This is a genomic window from Lutimaribacter degradans, assembly GCF_023703375.1.
Classification (GTDB): domain Bacteria; phylum Pseudomonadota; class Alphaproteobacteria; order Rhodobacterales; family Rhodobacteraceae; genus Lutimaribacter; species Lutimaribacter degradans.
In genome coordinates this window covers 142,033-160,066 of record NZ_JAMQGO010000005.1, presented here as the reverse complement: position 1 = coordinate 160,066, position 18,034 = coordinate 142,033, and the positions used below count along the sequence as shown (strand labels likewise).

The window sequence follows — 18,034 nt, the reverse complement described above, 5'->3', positions numbered from 1 at the left end:
ACCAAGGCATGAATCTGTCGACCGCTATCGGAAGTGACATGGAAGACCACGCCAGCCTTTCCGCGCCCTCGATCCAGACCCTGCTGCAATATGCGGGTGGTGCGAGTTGGCGGCTGGAACTGCTGCATGCCTGCGATCACGACCTGCTTGTCTGGATGACCCGCGGCCAGGGGCGTGCCATCGTCGAAGGCCGCCGGCGGGGTGTCGGCGCGCATAACGCGCTTTTCATACCGGCGGGCACATTGCACGCGCTTGAAACCGGGCCGCAAAGTTTCGGGCTGGCCCTGACGCTGCCCGACGGTGCCGAGCTTGGGTTCGGTCGCATGCCCCGGCATTTGCGCATCCGCGATCAGCAGGCCCAGTCGGACCTGACCGCCCTGCTTGAGGCGATGCAGCGCGAAACCGCGCGCGACAACGTGCTGACCGGCCAGGCGATGCGCGCCTACGGGCAACTGGTCGCCGTCTGGCTGCACCGCCAGGAGATCACACCGGATGCCGACCAGGCGACGGCCATGCACAGGCTGGTGGCGCAATATTGCGACCTTCTCGTGCGTCATCACCACACGGGTGTCAGTATGGCCGAACTGGCCGCGATGCTGGATGTCACGCCGACGCATCTCAGCCGATCGTGCAAACAGGCCTGCGGCCTGACCGCCGCGGAAATGCAAAGCCAGGTCACTCTGCATGCCGCGCGCAGCCTGATCGAACAGGGCGATGCCCCCTTGTCGCGCATCGCGGCGCATCTGGGTTTTGGCAGCGCGGCCTATTTTTCGCGGTTCGTCAGCCAGCAGACCGGCTCCAGCCCCAGCGCCCTGCGCGAGGCAAGATCGGCCCACGCCAAAAAGTAGTAACCGGGGATTTCCCCGTTGCAGACACGCTCTATGTCGTTTTTGTATGATGTACGTGTCGCTTTTGGTATATGGAATGACGATTGCGGGCGTTGACGCAGGGCGTCTTCTGGTGCCGAATACCGTTCAAGGAGGGGATGACACGGCAGGGCATGCAAAAGGCTCACTTGTGTAGCGCGACGACCCGAACGCTATCAGACAGATCAAACCCATCCGTTTACTGTGTCACAGGGAGAACAAGATGACGCAAACAACACCATTGAATGAAACCGTCCACAGCGCCGCGGCCATGTATGCCGATGAGTTCAAGGCCGGCAAGCTGAGCCGCCGCGAATTCTTGTCGCGTGCCACCGCGATGGGGGTTTCGGCCTCTGCGGCCTATGCACTGGGCGGGCTGGCACAACCTGCGAAAGCCTCGGTTCCGATGCAACAGGGCGGCACGCTGCGCATTCAAACCAGCATCAAGGCGATGAAGGAACCGCGCAGCTATGACTGGTCCGAGGTCGGCAACCAAAGCCGCGGCATCCTGGAATACCTGGTCGAATACAATTCCAACGGTACCTTCCGCGGCATGTTGCTGGAAGGCTGGGACGTGAACGAGAACGCCACCGAGTACACGCTGCGCGTGCGCCCCGGCATCAAATGGCATGACGGCACCGATTTCACCGCCGCCGATGTCGTGCGCAACATCGAAGGCTGGTGCGATGGCAGCGTCGAGACAAACTCGATGGCGTCGCGCATGGGCGGCCTGATGGAAGATGGCAAGGCACGTCCGGGTGCCATCACCGCCGTCGACGACCTGACCGTGAAGCTGAGCCTGAGCGTGCCCGACATCGCGATCATCGCCAACATGTCCGACTATCCGGCGGCGATCGCGCACAAGGACCACGACCACGAAGCACCCTATGACACCTGGATCGGCACCGGGCCGTTCCACGGGGTGGAGCTGAGCGTGGGCGAGCGTTGCGTGATGGAGCGCACCGAACAGCCCTGGTGGGGAACCGATGTGTTTGGCGGCCCCTACGTGGACCGGATCGAGATGATCGATTACGGCACCGATCCGTCGGGTTGGCTGGCTGCGGCCGAGGCCGAAGAAGTCGACATGTTCTATGAAACCGTGGGCGATTACATCGACGTCATGGATGGCCTGGGCTGGGAGCGGACCGAGGCGATCACCGCCGCGACACTGGTGATCCGGCCCAACCAGGAGGCCCAAGTGGGCGACATGACGCCCTATTCGTCGGTGCAGGTGCGCCGCGCGATGGCAATGGCGGTCGATAACGAGGTCTGCCTTGAGTTGGGCTATTCCGGGCGCGGCGTCGTGGCGGCAAACCACCATGTCTGCCCGATCCATCCCGCCTATGCCGATATCGGCATGGCCGAGCATGACCCGGCAAAGGCCGAGGCCGAGATGGAAGCCGCCGGAATGGCCGATTTCGAGCACGAGCTGATCACCGTCGACGATGATTTCGAGCGCAATACCGGCGCCGCCATCGTGGCCCAGCTCAACGATGCGGGCATCCCGGCCAAGCACACGGTGCTGCCCGGTGCGACCTTCTGGAACGACTGGACGAAACACCCGTTCTCGGCCACCACCTGGAACCATCGCCCGCTCGAGGTGCAGGTGCTGTCGCTGGCTTATCGCACCGGCGAAGCGTGGAACGAATCGGCCTTTTCGAACGCCGAGTTCGACCGGCTCATCAACGAGGCGCTGGCGATTGCCGATGCCGACGAGCGGCGCGAAATCATGGAGCAGATCGAACAGATCATGCGTGACGAGGGCGTGATCATCCAGCCCTACTGGCGCTCGCTCTACAACCATCACCGCCCCGGTGTGGTTGGCGTGGAAAAGCACCCCGCGCATGAGTTCCATTTCTACAAGTACGGCTTTGCCGCCTGACGACACCGCGGGGGCTGCCACAACCGTGGCGGCCCCTTTTCGGTGGTTCGGCCAGCCCCATGCTGGCCGCGCCTGCCGCCCAGCCGGACCGGACACCGTTCCGCGCCAGAGACGGAGACAACATGGGATTGTTCATACTGCGCCGCACGGGCTTGATGCTGCTGACCTGCCTGTGCCTGACATTTGTCGTGTTCTTTCTCACGAACCTCTATCCCAACCTTGAAAAACTGGCCAAATCGCAAGGCAACGTGCGCATGACAGACGCGCAGGTCGCCTCCTGGCTTGAAAACCGGGGCTATGACCGGCCGATGCCTGTGAAATATGGCGAATGGCTGGGCGTGGTGCCCGGATGGACCTACCAGAACCAGGATGGCGACACGTTGGGCCGCTGCGTTTCGATCACCCGCGATGCCGAAACCGCGCCCAGGTTCTGCGGCGTGTTGCAGGGCTGGTGGGGACAATCGACCGTTTTCAAGGAACCGGTGGCCAGCGTCGTGGGCGACAAGCTGGGCCTGACCGGGCGGCTGATGTTCTGGGTCATGTTGCTCATGGTGCCCTCGGCGCTGGTTCTGGGCGTTCTGGCGGGGATGCGCGAGGGCAGCACCACGGACCGCACGCTCTCGACATTCGCGATCACCACGACGGCGACGCCCGAATACGTGTCGGGGGTGATCCTGATCGCGGTATTCACCTCGTCCGCGGTGGGGCTGAAATGGTTCAAGGGAACGGCCACCAGCGCCATGGACAACCCGACTTTCGAGAATTTCTTTCTGCCGGTGCTGACCATCGCCCTGTATGGCATGGGTTATATCGCGCGGATGACGCGGGCCTCGATGGCCGAGGTGATGACCGCGCAATATGTCCGCACCGCGCGGCTGAAAGGTGTAAGTTTCCCGAACATCGTGATGAAACACGCCCTGCGCAACGCGCTGATCGCGCCCTTCACGGTGATCATGCTGCAATTTCCCTGGCTGCTGAACGGCGTCGTGATCGTCGAGACCCTGTTCAACTACAAGGGCTTCGGCTGGACGCTGGTGCAGGCCGCGGGCAACAACGACATCGAGCTGCTGCTGGGCGTTTCGGTGGTGTCGGTGATCGTGGTTCTGGTGACGCAGCTGATATCGGATATCGGCTATGTCTATCTCAACCCGCGCATCAGCGTGACGTAAGGAAGGGACAAGATCATGGAACCATTGACCTGGACCGGATCGCTGGGAAACATTCTTGACCCGATCCTTTTCGTGCTGGTGCCGGTATTCCTGGCATTGATCGTGCTGCGCATCGCCGTATCGGTGCTGCTGCCCGCGCCCACGATGCACACCAACCCCGACGGCACGCTTTCCGCCACCAGCGGCGGTCCCGCCGTCCTGGTGCCGAAAATGGGCAACTGGACGGGGCTGGGCCTGCTGGCGCTGGTACTGACCTACCTGATCGCCGGTGCCATCATGGGCGCGACCGGCGCGGGTATCATCGGCGGCATGAGCCAGCAACTCGTGCCGGTCTGGATCGCGCTGGTGGTGCTTTTCGCCCTGTCGATCAATTTCAAGCGCAAGCTGGGTCTTTACGGCAAGCTGTTTGACAGCACGATCGGCATGATCGGCTTTGGCCTTGTGATGTTCTGGGTCTTCACGGGTCTGTTCGCCGGGTTCGACATGCTGCTGACGCATGGCGCGCTCGACCAGTTGTCGGGGATGAAGAACAAGGGCCCCGGCACGCCCCTGCGCAGCCCCGAGGACGGGCAGTTCCAGTGGTATCTGCTGGGCGGCGACACGCTGGCGCGTGACGTGTTCAGCCGGATGCTCAAGGGCTCGACCGTGGTGATCGCCATCGCGCCGCTGGCCACGCTTTTTGCCTTCATGGTCGGTATCACCCTTGGCCTGCCTGCGGGCTATTACGGCGGCAAGCTCGATACCTTCCTGTCGTTTCTGGCGAACCTTATTCTCGCCTTCCCGGTCATCTTGCTGTTCTACCTGCTGGTGACGCCGGAAATCGCGGCGACGGGCCTGCCGCAATTCATGGCGGTAGCCCTGTTCATCTTTCCGCTGATCTTTTGCGCAGTGCTGATCAACGCGCGCTACAGGGGGCAGCCCAGCAAGAACTGGACATATCTCGCCATCGTGCTTGTCCCGCTCTTCTTGCTCTACATGTCGGTGATCAACGCCCAGAACTCGAAGATCGACTTCTGGCCGCTCGATTTCTTCGATATTCCGTCGGGTATCCTGGTGGTGTTCGTCTCGGTCGTCTTCGTCAACTCGCCCACCGTGTTCCGCATCGTGCGTGGCCTGACGATGGACATCAAGACGCGTGACTATGTCGCCGCCGCGCAGACCCGGGGCGAAGGCCCGTGGTATATCATGCTATGGGAAATCCTGCCCAACGCGCGCGGGCCGCTGATCGTCGATTTCTGCCTGCGCATCGGCTATACCACCATCCTCCTTGGCACCCTTGGGTTCTTTGGGCTGGGCCTGCCGCCCGCAAGCCCCGATTGGGGCAGCACGATCAACGAGGGCCGCAAGCTCTTGTCGATCTACCTGCACCCCGCCCTGCCGCCGGCAATTGCCTTGCTGAGCCTGGTTTTGGGGCTGAACCTGCTGGCCGACGGCCTGCGCGAGGAAAGCCTGAAGGACTGACAAGAAGGGCGAAAGCGGGGGTCACCCCGGCCGCCACGACATTTCCAGGGAAAGGAAGCCAAAAGCGCCTTTTCCGACAGGGAGACAACAAGAATGAGCAAACTGGCTGAATACGAGGGCCCCATCCTGGAAATCGACAAGCTGTCGATTTCCTTTTTCACCCGCCTGCGCGAAATTCCCGCGGTGATGGATTTTTCCTGCGTGGTCCAACCGGGCGAGGCGATGGGCCTGGTGGGGGAGTCGGGCTGCGGAAAATCCACCGTGGCGCTGGGTGTCATGCAGGATCTGGGCGTGAACGGGCACATCGTCGGCGGCTCGATCAAGTTCAAGGGGCGCGACCTTGGCGAGATGTCGGCCGACGAGTTGCGCGGCATCCGCGGCAACGAGATCGCCATGATCTATCAAGAGCCGATGGCCAGCCTGAACCCCGCGATGAAGGTCGGCAGGCAATTGATGGAAGTGCCGATGATCCACGAGGGGATCAGCGAATCCGATGCCTACCAACGTGCTCTCGAAGTGGTGACGGACGTCAAGCTGCCCGACCCGGAACGGATCCTGAAATCCTATCCGCACCAGTTATCGGGGGGCCAGCAGCAGCGCATCGTGATCGCCATGGCGCTGATGTCGAAACCGAGCCTGCTGATCCTCGATGAACCCACAACGGCGCTTGATGTCACGGTAGAGGCGGCCGTGGTGGACCTGGTCAAGGATCTCGGAAAGAAATACGGCACCTCGATGCTGTTCATCAGCCACAACCTCGGGCTCGTTCTGGAAACCTGCGACCGGATCTGCGTGATGTATTCCGGCGAAGCGGTGGAAACCGGCTCCATCAAGGATGTGTTCGACAAGATGCAGCACCCCTACACGCAGGCGCTGTTCCGCTCGATCCCGCTGCCGGGCACCGACAAGAACGCGCATCCGCTCGTGGCCATCCCGGGCAACTTTCCGTTGCCGCATGAACGCCCGCCGGGATGCAATTTCGGGCCGCGTTGCGACTATTTCCGCGAAGGCCTGTGCGATATAGACCAGCGTGTGCCGATGGCCGATATTCCGGGCGATGACCGCCATCGCTCGCGCTGCCTGCGCATCGACGAGATCGACTGGAACGCCCCCGTCGCCGCCAGCATCAAGACCGCCAAGACCGAGCCGGGCGATGTCATCCTGAAGATGGACAAGCTGAAGAAATATTACGAGGTCGCGGCCAACGCGCTGTTCGGCGGCGGTGGCGCGACGAAGGTGGTCAAGGCGAACGAGGAACTCACCTTCGAGGCACGCGAATCCGAAACACTGGCCATCGTGGGGGAATCGGGCTGCGGCAAATCCACCTTCGCCAAGGTGCTGATGGGGCTGGAAACCGCCACCGAGGGCCAGATCCTGCTGGACAACAAGAACATCGAAAGCACCCCCATCCAGAAGCGCGACACCAAGACGGTGGCAGATGTGCAGATGGTGTTCCAGAACCCGTTCGACACGCTCAACCCGTCGATGACCGTGGGCCGGCAGATCATGCGTGCGCTAGAAGTGTTCGGCATCGGCAAGACCGATGGTGACCGGCGCAAGCGCATGCTGGAACTGCTCGACCTTGTGAAACTGCCCCGTGCCTTTGCCGACCGCATGCCGCGGCAACTTTCCGGCGGGCAAAAACAGCGCGTCGGCATCGCCCGGGCCTTTGCGGGCGGCGCGCGCATCGTGGTGGCGGATGAACCCGTCTCGGCGTTGGACGTGTCGGTACAGGCGGCGGTCACCGACCTGCTGATGGAAATCCAGCGCGAGAACAAGACCACGCTTCTGTTCATCAGCCACGACCTGTCGATCGTGCGCTACCTGTCTGACCGGGTGATGGTGATGTATCTGGGCCACGTGGTGGAACTGGGCACGACCGATCAGGTTTTTGCCCCGCCCTACCACCCCTATACCGAGGCGCTGCTTTCGGCCGTGCCAATAGCCGATACCAGGGTGGAAAAACAGCATATCGTGCTGGAAGGCGATATTCCCAGCGCCATGAACCCGCCGCCGGGCTGCCCGTTCCAGACGCGTTGCCGCTGGAAAGACCAGGTGCCCGGAGGCCTTTGCGAAAAAGAGGTGCCGCCACAGCGCAGCATGGCCGATGGCCACCAGATCAAGTGCCACCTGGCACAGGATATCCTTGAACGCATGGAACCCGTGATCAAGGTCGCCGCCGAGTGAAGTGAGCCAGCGCCGCCAGGGCGGGCCTGACCCGTCGCATTGATACCTGCGGCGCAGTCTCGCCTTCGGATCACGCCACGCTTGCCTTGCCCGCGCGGCAACGCATAGCGTCGGCGCATCCATGAAAGGCCGCGCCAATGACCCGTTTCGCCCCCCTGCCCGATCCACCCTATTACGCGGTGATCTTCGCCAACCAGCGCGCCGGCGCCGACCCCGGATACGAGGTGATGGCGGAGAAGATGGCCGCGCTGGCCGCCGCGTCACCGGGTTGCATCGGGATGGAAAGCACGCGCGATGCCGAAGGGTTCGGCCTCACCGTCAGCTATTGGAGTGACGAGGCCGCCGTGCTGGCCTGGAAAGCGGATGCGCAGCACCTGGTTGCGCAGCAATTGGGAAAGACACGGTGGTACGAGCATTACCGGCTACGCGTCGCCCGCGTGGAACGGCACTATGCCGACCCCAAGGGGCGTTGAGCCCTAGCTGCCCCAGATCACGCTGACATAGTTGCGGGTTTCGCGAAAGGGCGGCACGCCTCCATGTTTCTTGACCGCACCGGGGCCGGCATTATAGGCCGCCAGCGCCAGCGGCCAGCTTTTGAATTCGCGGAACTGCTGTGCAAGGTAGCGCGCGCCGCCATCCAGGTTCTGATACGGATCATGCGGATCAACGCCCAGCTTTCGGGCGGTGAACGGCATCAATTGCGCCAGCCCGATCGCCCCCTTGTGCGACACGGCCTTGGGGTTGAACCGGCTTTCCTGGTTGACCAGCCGCAAAAACAGATCCTCAGGCACACCATGACGCCGCGCCGCGTCGCGCGCCATCTGCAGGTAGGGGCCGTTGTAGCGCCCTTTGTAGGATTTGACCTCGTCACCCCATTTGGTGGGCGTGACCACCCTGGCCGGCTGCAACCGGACCGAGTTGTTGTATTGCTGAGAGGCGCGGGTATCCAGAACCTTGGTCTGCGAACTGAACAGCTTCGTGCGCGACTTCGATGACAGCACGTCGGCCGCGGCTGCGCCGGGCAGGACCACCCCCAGGACAACCGCCAGAAAAACAGGTCTGCGCATAACGATACTTCCCCCGAACGCTTGCGCGACAGTATACGGATTTTGCAGCCCGCGAAAACCCGTCGCGCGCGATGGGCCATCCGGCGCCGATTATCGCGGTATTTTTGATTAAGTTTACCTTTCCTTCACCGGCGCGGGATGATGTAACCTGGGCAAACACGACTCGACAGGAGGGATGGCATGGCTGGCTCGGTGAACAAGGTAATTCTGGTGGGCAACCTGGGGCGCGACCCCGAGGTGCGCACATTCCAGAACGGGGGACGCGTATGCAACCTGCGCATCGCCACATCGGAAAACTGGAAAGACCGCAACACCGGCGAGCGGCGCGAACGGACCGAGTGGCACTCGGTCGCCATCTTCAATGAAAACCTTGCCCGACTGGCCGAACAATACCTGCGCAAGGGGTCCAAGGTCTATGTCGAGGGCAAGCTGGAAACCCGGAAATGGCAAGACCAGTCGGGCCAGGACCGCTACTCGACCGAGGTCGTGCTGCGCCCCTATGCCGGCGAGCTGACCTTTCTCGACAGCCGCGACAGCGGCGGCGGCGGTGGTGGTGGCGGGAGCCAGGGCGGTGGCTATGACAGCGGCGGTGATTACGGTGGCGGCTATGACAGCGGCCCCGGCAGCAGCGCGCCCGCCCCGTCACGCGACCTGGACGACGAGATCCCGTTCTGATCCCGCACCGCCCCCGAACCGGGGGCGGTTTTCGTTTCAGCCCCAGACCAGTTCGATCGCCACGCCCGCCGGCACGGCGACAGCCAGTGCCAGCATGGCGGCCCCCTGCCAACTAAGACGCGCAGCCGGGGCGTACACCCCCATCACGGTTGACTCTGTCTTTCGCATGGCGGCGATTAAGCCACGGTTCACTTTCTCATGGGTTAATGCGCGCGATGATGGATGGCGTCGCGACCCCTGTTTCCGAGATGGACCATGTGCCGCTGCAACAGCACCCGGCCCATGCCGCCGCCTTGCGCGCCATCGGCGCCGGTGTCCTTGCCGTTGCGCTGCCCGATGGTGGCCGTGCCAACGTCTTGTTGCGCCGGTTCGGGCCTCTGACGCTGGCGCTGTTGCCGCGCGGGCCGGTCTGGGCCGATGGACGCGCGCCCAACCTCGATGATCTGCGCGCAGTGCGCCACGCTCTGCCCGCGCGCAGCATCCTGCTGGTGAATGGCGACACGGCTTTGCCCGCCACGCCGCGGCTGCTGCCGCTGGTGACGCCACAAACCATCGCCGAATGGGATCTGCGGGCCGCCCTGCACCAGAAATGGCGCAACCGGCTGGCACGGGCCGAGCGCGCGCATCTGCCCATATGCCACCGCGCGATGCCGCCGGACCCGGCCCACTGGCTGCTGCAGCGCGAGGCCACGCAGGCCCGCCAACGCCGCTACCGCCCTTGGCCCCCCGCCCTGCTGGCCGCACATGCGGCACAGGGCACGGCGCATCTTTTCGTTGCGGGCCCCACGCAAGCACCTGTGGCGGCAATGCTTTTCCTGCTGACAGGGCGCCGCGCCACATACCAGATCGGATGGGTCAACGCCGATGGCCGCAGCGCCGATGCGCACAGGTTGCTTTTGTGGCAGGCAGCCCGCACCCTGCGGGAATGGGGAACAACCCTGCTCGAGCTGGGCACGATCGACACCGACACCGCCCCGGGCCTGGCCCGGTACAAGCTGGGCACGGGCGCGCGTCCGCGCGTTCTCGGGGCCACAGCCCTGGTGATGTGATGCCGCAATGCGGCGTTATTTACTGGTATTTCGATCCAACACAGGCTAGGCGAGCGGCGAACAGGCCCTAAAGGACACACGCTCGCATGGATCTTCGCAATATCGCCATCATCGCCCACGTCGACCACGGCAAGACGACTCTCGTCGATGAGCTGCTGAAACAATCCGGCACCTACCGAGAGAACCAGGCCACGACAGAACGCGCCATGGACAGCAACGATCTTGAGCGCGAGCGCGGAATCACCATCCTCGCCAAGGCCACCTCGGTCGAATGGAAAGGCACGCGTATCAACATCGTCGACACCCCCGGCCACGCCGATTTCGGCGGCGAGGTCGAGCGTATCCTGTCGATGGTCGATGGCGTCTGCCTGCTGGTCGATGCCGCCGAAGGCCCGATGCCGCAAACGAAATTCGTAACCTCCAAGGCGCTGGCGCTGGGTCTGCGGCCCATCGTCGTGCTGAACAAGGTCGACAAGCCCGATGCCGAGCCCGACCGCGCGCTGGACGAATGTTTCGACCTGTTTGCAAACCTTGGCGCCGACGAGGATCAGCTTGATTTCCCGCATCTCTATGCCTCGGGCCGCTCTGGCTGGGCCGATGCCGAGCTGGACGGCCCGCGCAAGGGGCTGGACGCGCTGTTCAACCTGATCATCAACCACGTCCCCGCGCCCAAGCAGATCAAGCATCAGGACGATGACTTCCGCATGCTGGCCACCACGCTGGGGTCTGACCCGTTCGTGGGCCGCATCCTGACTGGCCGCGTCGAATCGGGCCGCGCCAAGGTGGGCCAGACGGTTCAGGCACTGTCGCGCGTGGGCCAGAAGATCGAACAATTCCGCATCACCAAGATCCAGGCGTTTCGCGGCCTGGGCCAGCAGGACATCGAAGAGGCGCAGGCCGGCGACATCGTCAGCCTGGCCGGCATGTCCAAGGCCACCGTGTCAGACACGCTGTGCGCGCTGGCGGTCGAGGAGCCTCTCGAGGCGCAACCCATCGACCCGCCCACCATCACCGTCACCTTCGGCATCAATGACAGCCCGCTGGCAGGCCGCGACGGCAAGAAGGTGCAATCGCGGGTCATCCGCGAACGCCTCCTGAAAGAGGCTGAATCCAACGTCGCCATCCGCATCAAGGACACCCCCGGCGGCGAAGCGTTCGAGGTTTCGGGCCGTGGCGAATTGCAGATGGGCGTTCTGATCGAGAACATGCGCCGCGAAGGGTTCGAACTGTCGATCTCGCGCCCGCAGGTGATCCTGCGCGAGGAAGACGGCCAGACGCTGGAACCCGTCGAAGAGGTCACGATCGACGTTGACGACGATTATACCGGCGCGGTCATCGAGAAACTGACCGGCGCGCGCAAGGGCGACCTGGCCGAGATGAAACCCGCCGGTGCCGGCAAGACACGGATCATCGCGCATGTGCCCTCGCGCGGGTTGATCGGCTATCATGGCGAATTCCTGACCGACACGCGCGGCACCGGCGTTCTGAACCGCGTCTTTCATGGCTGGACACCGCACAAGGGCCCGATCCCGGGCCGCCGCGCGGGCGTGCTGATCTCGATGGAAGATGGCGAGGCCGTGGCCTATGCTCTGTGGAACCTCGAAGATCGCGGCCGCATGTTCATCGGCCCGCAGGCCAAGATCTACCAGGGCATGATCATCGGCGAACACAGCCGCGAAAACGACCTCGAGGTGAACCCTCTCAAGGGCAAGAAGCTCACCAACGTGCGCGCCTCGGGCACGGACGAGGCCGTGCGCCTGACGCCGCCGATCAATCTGAGCCTCGAAGAAGCGATCGCCTATATCAACGACGACGAGCTGGTCGAGGTGACGCCAAACGCGATCCGGCTGCGCAAACGCTTTCTCGACCCGCATGAACGCAAGCGGATGTCGAAAAGCAACTGACGCAATGAAGGCCGATCCTTCGGGGTCGGCCTGCCCTGGCGCCTGCCTGCCCCGGCCAAGGGGGCCAAGGCTTCGTGGCGCGCGCCCGATCAGGGGTCGATCAGGATACGGCCCGTCACCGCCAGCCCGTCGTCACGCCATTCCACCACCACGATCTCGCCCGAGCGGGCGAAACTGCCCGTCAAAGCGCTGATATTCACCTGGTGGCTGACCAACATCAGCCTGTCGCCCCGCGCTGCGCGCAGGCGTTCAAGCGTTGCGGCGGTCTGCGTCGCACGCTCACCGCGCCCCGCGAAAAAGGAATTGAGTGACGGCACTTCAGTCACGTCGCCCAAGCCCAGCAATTCCGCTGTGTCGCGCGACCGGCACCATTGGCTGGTCCAGACGGAGTCGAAAACAATGCTACGGTCACGCAACGCCGCGCCGACGCGCCGTGCCTGGTCGCGCCCGCGGGCATCCAGGTTCCGCTGCGTGCTGCAATCTTCCAGTTCGAAACGGTCGGGGTCGCCGGTGCCCGGCGCCAGCGCGTGGCGCATCAACGCGATCGCGCCCGGCCGCTCCAGTGCCGCCCAGTCGTTGGCCGCCGCCAGGCCGGGTAGCAGCAGCAGCACCAAAAGCGTCAAAGCCCGTCCCATCGCGCCCTCCTTGCCCTGCGCGCAAAGCTAGGGCGAAACCGGGGCGTGGCCAGTCACTCGGTGATTTCGACGATCACCAGGTCACGCTCGGATGCGCCGCGCGCATGATCCAGCGCGCGCTGGTATTCCGGGCTGTTGTAGCAGGCTTCCGCCGCCTCGAGCGACGGGAACCGCGCCACCACGTTGCGCGCGCGGTCGCGGCCCTCCAGTTGCACGTAGCGGCCACCACGGGCGATGAACTCTCCGCCGTGAGCGGCGATGGCGGGGCCTGCCAACTCGGCGTATTTGCCATAGGCATCGGCGTCGGTCACGGCCACATGGGCAATCCAGAGCGCGGGCATGTCTTAACCTCCGATAACAGATTTGGCAGCCGCGATGGCCTGTTCGGCATTGGCCGCATCCTTGCCGCCGCCCTGCGCCATGTCGGGACGACCCCCGCCGCCCTTGCCGCCAAGTTCGGCCACGGCGGCCTTGACAAGGTCAACCGCCGACAGCCGCCCTGTCAGGTCATCGGTCACGCCCGCAGCAACCGCGGCCTTGCCGCCGGCATCAGCGATCAGCAGGACAGCGCCGCTGCCCAGTTGCGTCTTGTATTCGTCGATCAGCGGCGGCAAATCCTTGCCGCTGACACCCGTCAACAGCTTGGCGATGAATTTCACGCCGGCAACCTCGTGCACGTCGGGCGCGGCGCCCCCGCCACCACCCATGGCCAGTTCGCGGCGCAACTGGGCCACCTCGTTGGCGAGTGCCTTGCGTTCGTCCAGCAATGCGCGCACCCGTACAGGCAATTCAGAGGCGGGCGCCTTCAGCGCCTCTGCCGCCTCGACCAGGCGCCGCTCCTGCTGGCGCAGCGCCGACAGCGCGGCATCGCCCGTCAACGCCTCGATCCGCCGCACGCCCGAAGAGGAAGCCGCCTCTTGCGTGATCGCGAACATGCCGATGTCGCCGGTGCGCGCCACGTGGGTGCCGCCGCACAGTTCGATCGAATAGGTATCGCCATCGGTGCCCTTGCCGCTGCCGGCCAGCGTGCCCATCGAGACTACGCGCACCTCGTCGCCGTATTTCTCACCAAACAGCGCCTGCGCCCCGATCTCGCGCGCATCATCCGGTGTCATGATCCGGGTGCTCACCGGGCTGTTCTGCCGGATAAACGTATTCACCTCGGATTCGACCTGCGCCAGTTCCTCGGCGCTCAACGCCTTGGCATGGCTGAAATCAAACCGCAGACGGTCGGGCGCGTTCAGGCTGCCGCGCTGCGCGACATGATCGCCAAGCGCGCGGCGCAACGCCTCGTGCAACAGGTGCGTGGCCGAATGGTTGGCACGAATGGCCGTGCGCCGGGCGTGATCGACCTCTAGAACAGCGGCTACGCCTTGGGCGATCTCACCCTCTTCGACCTCGGCGAAATGGATGAAGACGCCCGCCACCTTTTTCGTATCGGTCACGCGGGCCCGGCCGGCATCGGTGCGGATCACGCCGGTATCCCCAACCTGGCCACCGGCCTCGGCATAAAACGGAGTCTGGTTCATCACGATCTGCACCGGCTTGCCTTGGGCGGCACTTTTTACGGTCGCCCCCTCCTGCACCAACGCCATCACCTGCCCTTCGGCGGTTTCGGTGTCATAGCCCAGGAAATCGGTCGTGCCATGCTCTTCGGCGATATCGAACCAGATCGCGCTGTCGGCCGCCTCGCCCGAGCCGGCCCAGGCCGCGCGGGCCTTTGCCTTCTGCTCGGCCATGGCTGCGTCGAACCCGTCAGTGTCGACGGTACGGCCCTTTTCGCGCAGCGCATCCTGCGTCAGGTCCAGCGGGAACCCGTAAGTGTCATACAGCTTGAACGCCGCTACGCCGGGCAGCGCCGTGCCGTCGGGCAGGTCCGACAATTCGTCATCCAGCAACTTCAGGCCGCGATCCAGGGTTTGCTTGAACCGCGTTTCTTCCAGTTTCAGCGTCTCTTCGATCAGCGCCTGCGCCCGGCCAAGTTCAGGATAGGCCGCGCCCATCTGGTGCACAAGCGACGGCACAAGCTGGTGCATCAGCGGGTCTTTCGCCCCCAGCAGGTGCGCGTGGCGCATGGCCCGGCGCATGATGCGGCGCAACACGTAACCGCGGCCGTCATTGCTGGGCATCACCCCGTCGGCGATCAAGAAAGAGGTCGAGCGCAAGTGATCGGCGATCACTCGGTGATGCACGCTGCCCGGCCCGTCAGGGTCGGTGCTGGTGGCATCGGCGCTGGCCTCGATAAGGCTGCGGATCAGGTCGGTGGCGTAGTTGTCATTGGTGCCCTGCAACAACGCCGCCACCCGCTCGATCCCCATGCCGGTGTCGATCGACTGGTTGGGCAGGTCGGTGCGGCTGCCATCTTCGAACTGCTCGTATTGCATGAACACGAGGTTCCAGATCTCGACAAAACGGTCGCCATCCTCCTCGGGGCTTCCCGGCGGGCCGCCCCAGTATTGCTCACCATGGTCGAAAAAGATTTCCGAACACGGCCCGCAAGGCCCCGTCGGCCCCATCATCCAGAAATTGTCGTCGGTAGGAATACGCAAGATGCGTTCATCCGGCAGGCCCGCGACCTTTTTCCAGATATCGGCCGCCTCGTCATCGGTGTGGTAGACGGTGACAAGCAGCCGATCCTTGGGAATGTCCAGTTCCTTGGTGATCAGCTCCCAGGCAAAAGGAATGGCGCTTTCCTTGAAATAGTCGCCAAAGCTGAAATTTCCCAGCATTTCAAAGAACGTATGGTGGCGCGCGGTATAGCCGACATTGTCGAGGTCATTGTGCTTGCCGCCCGCGCGCACGCATTTCTGCGCCGAGGTGGCACGGGTGTAATCGCGGTGTTCGACCCCGGTGAACAGGTTCTTGAACTGCACCATGCCCGAATTCGCGAACATCAGCGTCGGGTCGTTGCGCGGCACCAGCGGGCTTGACGGCACGATCTCGTGCCCCTGCTTGGCAAAGTAGTTCAGAAAGGTCGAGCGTATGTCGTTCAGCGTCGGCATGATGGGCGATCTCTGGCCTTGTCATTTGCGGATTGGCGCAGGTGTATCCTTGGCGTCCCGCACTGTCCATAACGGGTTGGGGTTTCATGCGGGATTCCCAACGAAAACGGGGCGCCGCGTCCGACGCTCCGTTTCTCGGAATATCCTCGGCCAACCACAGGCAACCTTGGTGTGCCGGTCTTGTCAGCGCCTTGCCGGGGCCTCAGCCCTCGAACACCTCGCTGTCATCCGGCGTATCGTCGGACATGGCGAAATCCAGCCCGTGCGCCGCGCGGATCTTGTCCTCGATCTCCAGCGCCATGGCCGCGTTTTCGCGCAGGAAGGTCTTGGCGTTCTCGCGCCCCTGCCCGATCCGCTCGTCGCCGTAGCTGTACCAGGCGCCGGATTTGTCGACCACGCCGGCCTTGACGCCAAGATCCAGGATTTCGCCCATCTTCGAGATGCCTTCGCCGTACATGATGTCGAACTCGACCTGCTTGAACGGCGGCGCCACCTTGTTCTTGGCCACTTTCACGCGGGTCGCGTTACCGACCACCTCGTCACGGTCCTTGACCGATCCGATCCGGCGAATATCCAGCCGGACCGAGCTGTAGAATTTCAGGGCGTTGCCGCCGGTGGTGGTTTCGGGGCTGCCGAACATCACGCCAATCTTCATCCGGATCTGGTTGATGAAAATAACCATGCAGTTCGAGCGGCTGATCGAGCCGGTCAACTTGCGCATTGCCTGGCTCATCAGGCGGGCCTGCACGCCCACGCTGCTGTCGCCCATATCGCCTTCAAGCTCGGACTTCGGGGTCAGCGCCGCGACCGAGTCGACCACCACCATGTTCACCGCGCCCGAGCGCACAAGCGTATCCACGATCTCCAGCGCCTGTTCGCCGGTGTCGGGCTGGCTGATCAGCAGTTCGTCCAGGTCAACGCCCAGTTTCTTGGCGTATTGCGGGTCAAAGGCGTGTTCGGCATCGACAAAGGCGGAAACGCCGCCTTTCTTCTGCTCTTCCGCGATGCAGTGCAGGGTCAACGTCGTCTTGCCGGAGGATTCGGGCCCGTAGATCTCGATGATCCGCCCCTTGGGCAGCCCGCCGATGCCCAGCGCGATATCCAGCCCCAGGGAGCCGGTCGATGTTGCCTCGATATCCCGAACCGGGTTGTCGCTGCCCATCTTCATGATCGACCCCTTGCCGAACTGCCGTTCGATCTGGGCCAGAGCGCTGTCTAGCGCCTTTTGCTTGTCGGCGTTTTTTTTGCTGTCCATGCTGAGAAGATCTGCCATCTGCGTTTGCTCCGCTCCGTTATTCCACACCCTGTCGGGGGCGGCAACACTTGCCTGTTGTTCGCATATTGTTCCTGCCAACATGTATGGGACCAAAACAGGAACATTTCAACAGTAATGTTGCGCATTTCCAGATTTCCCGCTTTTGGTTAAGAAGTGTTTAAACGGTGCCGGGCCATGCGCGGCGAAACGAGGTTTGGGTCATGTTGGTTTTTTGGAAGCAGAAACTGGTGTTCCTTTCGGTGCCCAAGACGGGCACCACGGCCTATCAACAGGCACTGGCTCCTCTGGCGTCGATGGTGATTCTCGATCCGCCCGAGCTGAAACACGCGCCGCTTTACCGGTATAACCGCTTCTTCCGGCCGATGTTCGAAAAGGCCGCTGGCTGCGACGACATGGAAACCCTGGCCGTCATGCGCGAGCCGGTTTCGTGGCTGGGCAGTTGGTATCGCTACCGCCGGCGCCCCTTCATGAAGGGGCGCGCGAATGCCACGTTCGATGTGAGTTTCGACGAATTCGTCGAGGCTTACGTGCAGGGCAAGCCACCAGCCTTCGCGAATGTCGGCAGCCAGGCCAAGTTCCTCGAGCCGCGCCCCAACGGAACCGCCGTCACGCACCTGTTCCGCTACGAGGACCAGGCGGGGCTGGTCGCCTTTCTCGAGAATCGCCTGGATACGGAAATCACCCTGCCCCGCGCCAATGTCTCGCCCGAGATGGAGCTGACCTTGTCGCCCGGCGTGGCCGAAAAGCTGCGCCGCAAGAAACCCGAGGAATTCGCGCTTTACGACTCGATCCGCCACGGCTGAACGCCCCGCCCGGGGGCGACGCCTGGTCAGGCCGCCGCGATACGCGCCCTTCGCCCGA

Annotated in this window: 16 protein-coding genes; 10 read left to right on the top strand and 6 right to left on the bottom strand. The window is 63.5% G+C overall.

Translation table 11 applies throughout. From position 1 onward, the window contains the following. Positions 1-8: 8 nt before the first annotated feature. The 6 genes from M8744_RS09900 to M8744_RS09875 all read left to right on the top strand — a co-directional run bounded on the left by M8744_RS09900 (position 9) and on the right by M8744_RS09875 (position 8,038). Positions 9-848: a helix-turn-helix transcriptional regulator gene (locus M8744_RS09900; RefSeq protein ID WP_251414462.1), complete on the top strand. Its 840-nt coding sequence runs from the start codon at positions 9-11 to the stop codon at positions 846-848. A gap of 241 nt (positions 849-1,089) precedes the next feature. Next, a complete protein-coding gene (locus M8744_RS09895; RefSeq protein WP_251414459.1) occupies positions 1,090-2,748 on the top strand; it encodes an ABC transporter substrate-binding protein in 1,659 nt (552 codons plus the stop codon). 122 nt (positions 2,749-2,870) lie between these two features. Beyond that, positions 2,871-3,917: an ABC transporter permease gene (locus M8744_RS09890; RefSeq protein WP_251414456.1), complete on the top strand. Its 1,047-nt coding sequence runs from the start codon at positions 2,871-2,873 to the stop codon at positions 3,915-3,917. 15 nt (positions 3,918-3,932) lie between these two features. Beyond that, a complete protein-coding gene (locus M8744_RS09885) occupies positions 3,933-5,378 on the top strand; it encodes an ABC transporter permease (protein ID WP_251414454.1) in 1,446 nt (481 codons plus the stop codon). Positions 5,379-5,471: 93 nt separating this feature from the next. After that, positions 5,472-7,565 carry a dipeptide ABC transporter ATP-binding protein gene (locus M8744_RS09880; protein WP_251414451.1) on the top strand — a complete coding sequence of 698 codons (2,094 nt, stop codon included), beginning with the start codon at positions 5,472-5,474 and terminating at the stop codon, positions 7,563-7,565. A 137-nt stretch (positions 7,566-7,702) separates the two neighbouring features. Continuing rightward, positions 7,703-8,038: an antibiotic biosynthesis monooxygenase family protein gene (locus M8744_RS09875; RefSeq protein WP_251414448.1), complete on the top strand. Its 336-nt coding sequence runs from the start codon at positions 7,703-7,705 to the stop codon at positions 8,036-8,038. Positions 8,039-8,041: 3 nt separating this feature from the next. Here M8744_RS09875 and M8744_RS09870 read toward each other — a convergent pair whose 3' ends face one another. Then, positions 8,042-8,632 carry a lytic transglycosylase domain-containing protein gene (locus tag M8744_RS09870; protein ID WP_251414445.1) on the bottom strand — a complete coding sequence of 197 codons (591 nt, stop codon included), beginning with the start codon at positions 8,630-8,632 and terminating at the stop codon, positions 8,042-8,044. 180 nt (positions 8,633-8,812) lie between these two features. Here M8744_RS09870 and ssb point away from each other — a divergent pair, with 180 nt between their 5' ends. Beyond that, a complete protein-coding gene (ssb, locus tag M8744_RS09865) occupies positions 8,813-9,307 on the top strand; it encodes a single-stranded DNA-binding protein (protein WP_251414442.1) in 495 nt (164 codons plus the stop codon). Positions 9,308-9,343: 36 nt separating this feature from the next. Here ssb and M8744_RS17785 read toward each other — a convergent pair whose 3' ends face one another. Then, complete coding sequence (locus tag M8744_RS17785) at positions 9,344-9,475, bottom strand: hypothetical protein (protein WP_256474239.1); 132 nt, start codon at positions 9,473-9,475, stop codon at positions 9,344-9,346. Positions 9,476-9,513: 38 nt separating this feature from the next. Here M8744_RS17785 and M8744_RS09860 point away from each other — a divergent pair, with 38 nt between their 5' ends. Together M8744_RS09860 and typA are read left to right on the top strand one after the other, a co-directional pair. After that, complete coding sequence (locus M8744_RS09860; RefSeq protein ID WP_251414439.1) at positions 9,514-10,356, top strand: GNAT family N-acetyltransferase; 843 nt, start codon at positions 9,514-9,516, stop codon at positions 10,354-10,356. A gap of 86 nt (positions 10,357-10,442) precedes the next feature. Next, the gene (typA, locus tag M8744_RS09855; protein WP_251414437.1) at positions 10,443-12,260 is read left to right on the top strand and encodes a translational GTPase TypA; all 1,818 of its coding nucleotides are present in this window, start codon (positions 10,443-10,445) and stop codon (positions 12,258-12,260) included. Between the two features lie 89 nt (positions 12,261-12,349). Here typA and M8744_RS09850 read toward each other — a convergent pair whose 3' ends face one another. The 4 genes from M8744_RS09850 to recA form a co-directional block, all read right to left on the bottom strand. Continuing rightward, on the bottom strand, positions 12,350-12,895 hold the full coding sequence (locus M8744_RS09850) for a histidine phosphatase family protein (protein ID WP_251414421.1): 546 nt from the start codon (positions 12,893-12,895) through the stop codon (positions 12,350-12,352). Between the two features lie 53 nt (positions 12,896-12,948). Continuing rightward, positions 12,949-13,236, bottom strand: a complete 288-nt coding sequence (locus M8744_RS09845) for a DUF1330 domain-containing protein (protein ID WP_251414418.1) — start codon at positions 13,234-13,236, stop codon at positions 12,949-12,951. 3 nt (positions 13,237-13,239) lie between these two features. Continuing rightward, a complete protein-coding gene (gene alaS / locus M8744_RS09840; protein WP_251414415.1) occupies positions 13,240-15,897 on the bottom strand; it encodes an alanine--tRNA ligase in 2,658 nt (885 codons plus the stop codon). A 202-nt stretch (positions 15,898-16,099) separates the two neighbouring features. Beyond that, a complete protein-coding gene (gene recA / locus M8744_RS09835; RefSeq protein ID WP_251414412.1) occupies positions 16,100-17,170 on the bottom strand; it encodes a recombinase RecA in 1,071 nt (356 codons plus the stop codon). A 203-nt stretch (positions 17,171-17,373) separates the two neighbouring features. Here recA and M8744_RS09830 point away from each other — a divergent pair, with 203 nt between their 5' ends. Continuing rightward, on the top strand, positions 17,374-17,976 hold the full coding sequence (locus tag M8744_RS09830; protein WP_251414398.1) for a gamma-glutamyl kinase: 603 nt from the start codon (positions 17,374-17,376) through the stop codon (positions 17,974-17,976). Positions 17,977-18,034: the final 58 nt, after the last annotated feature.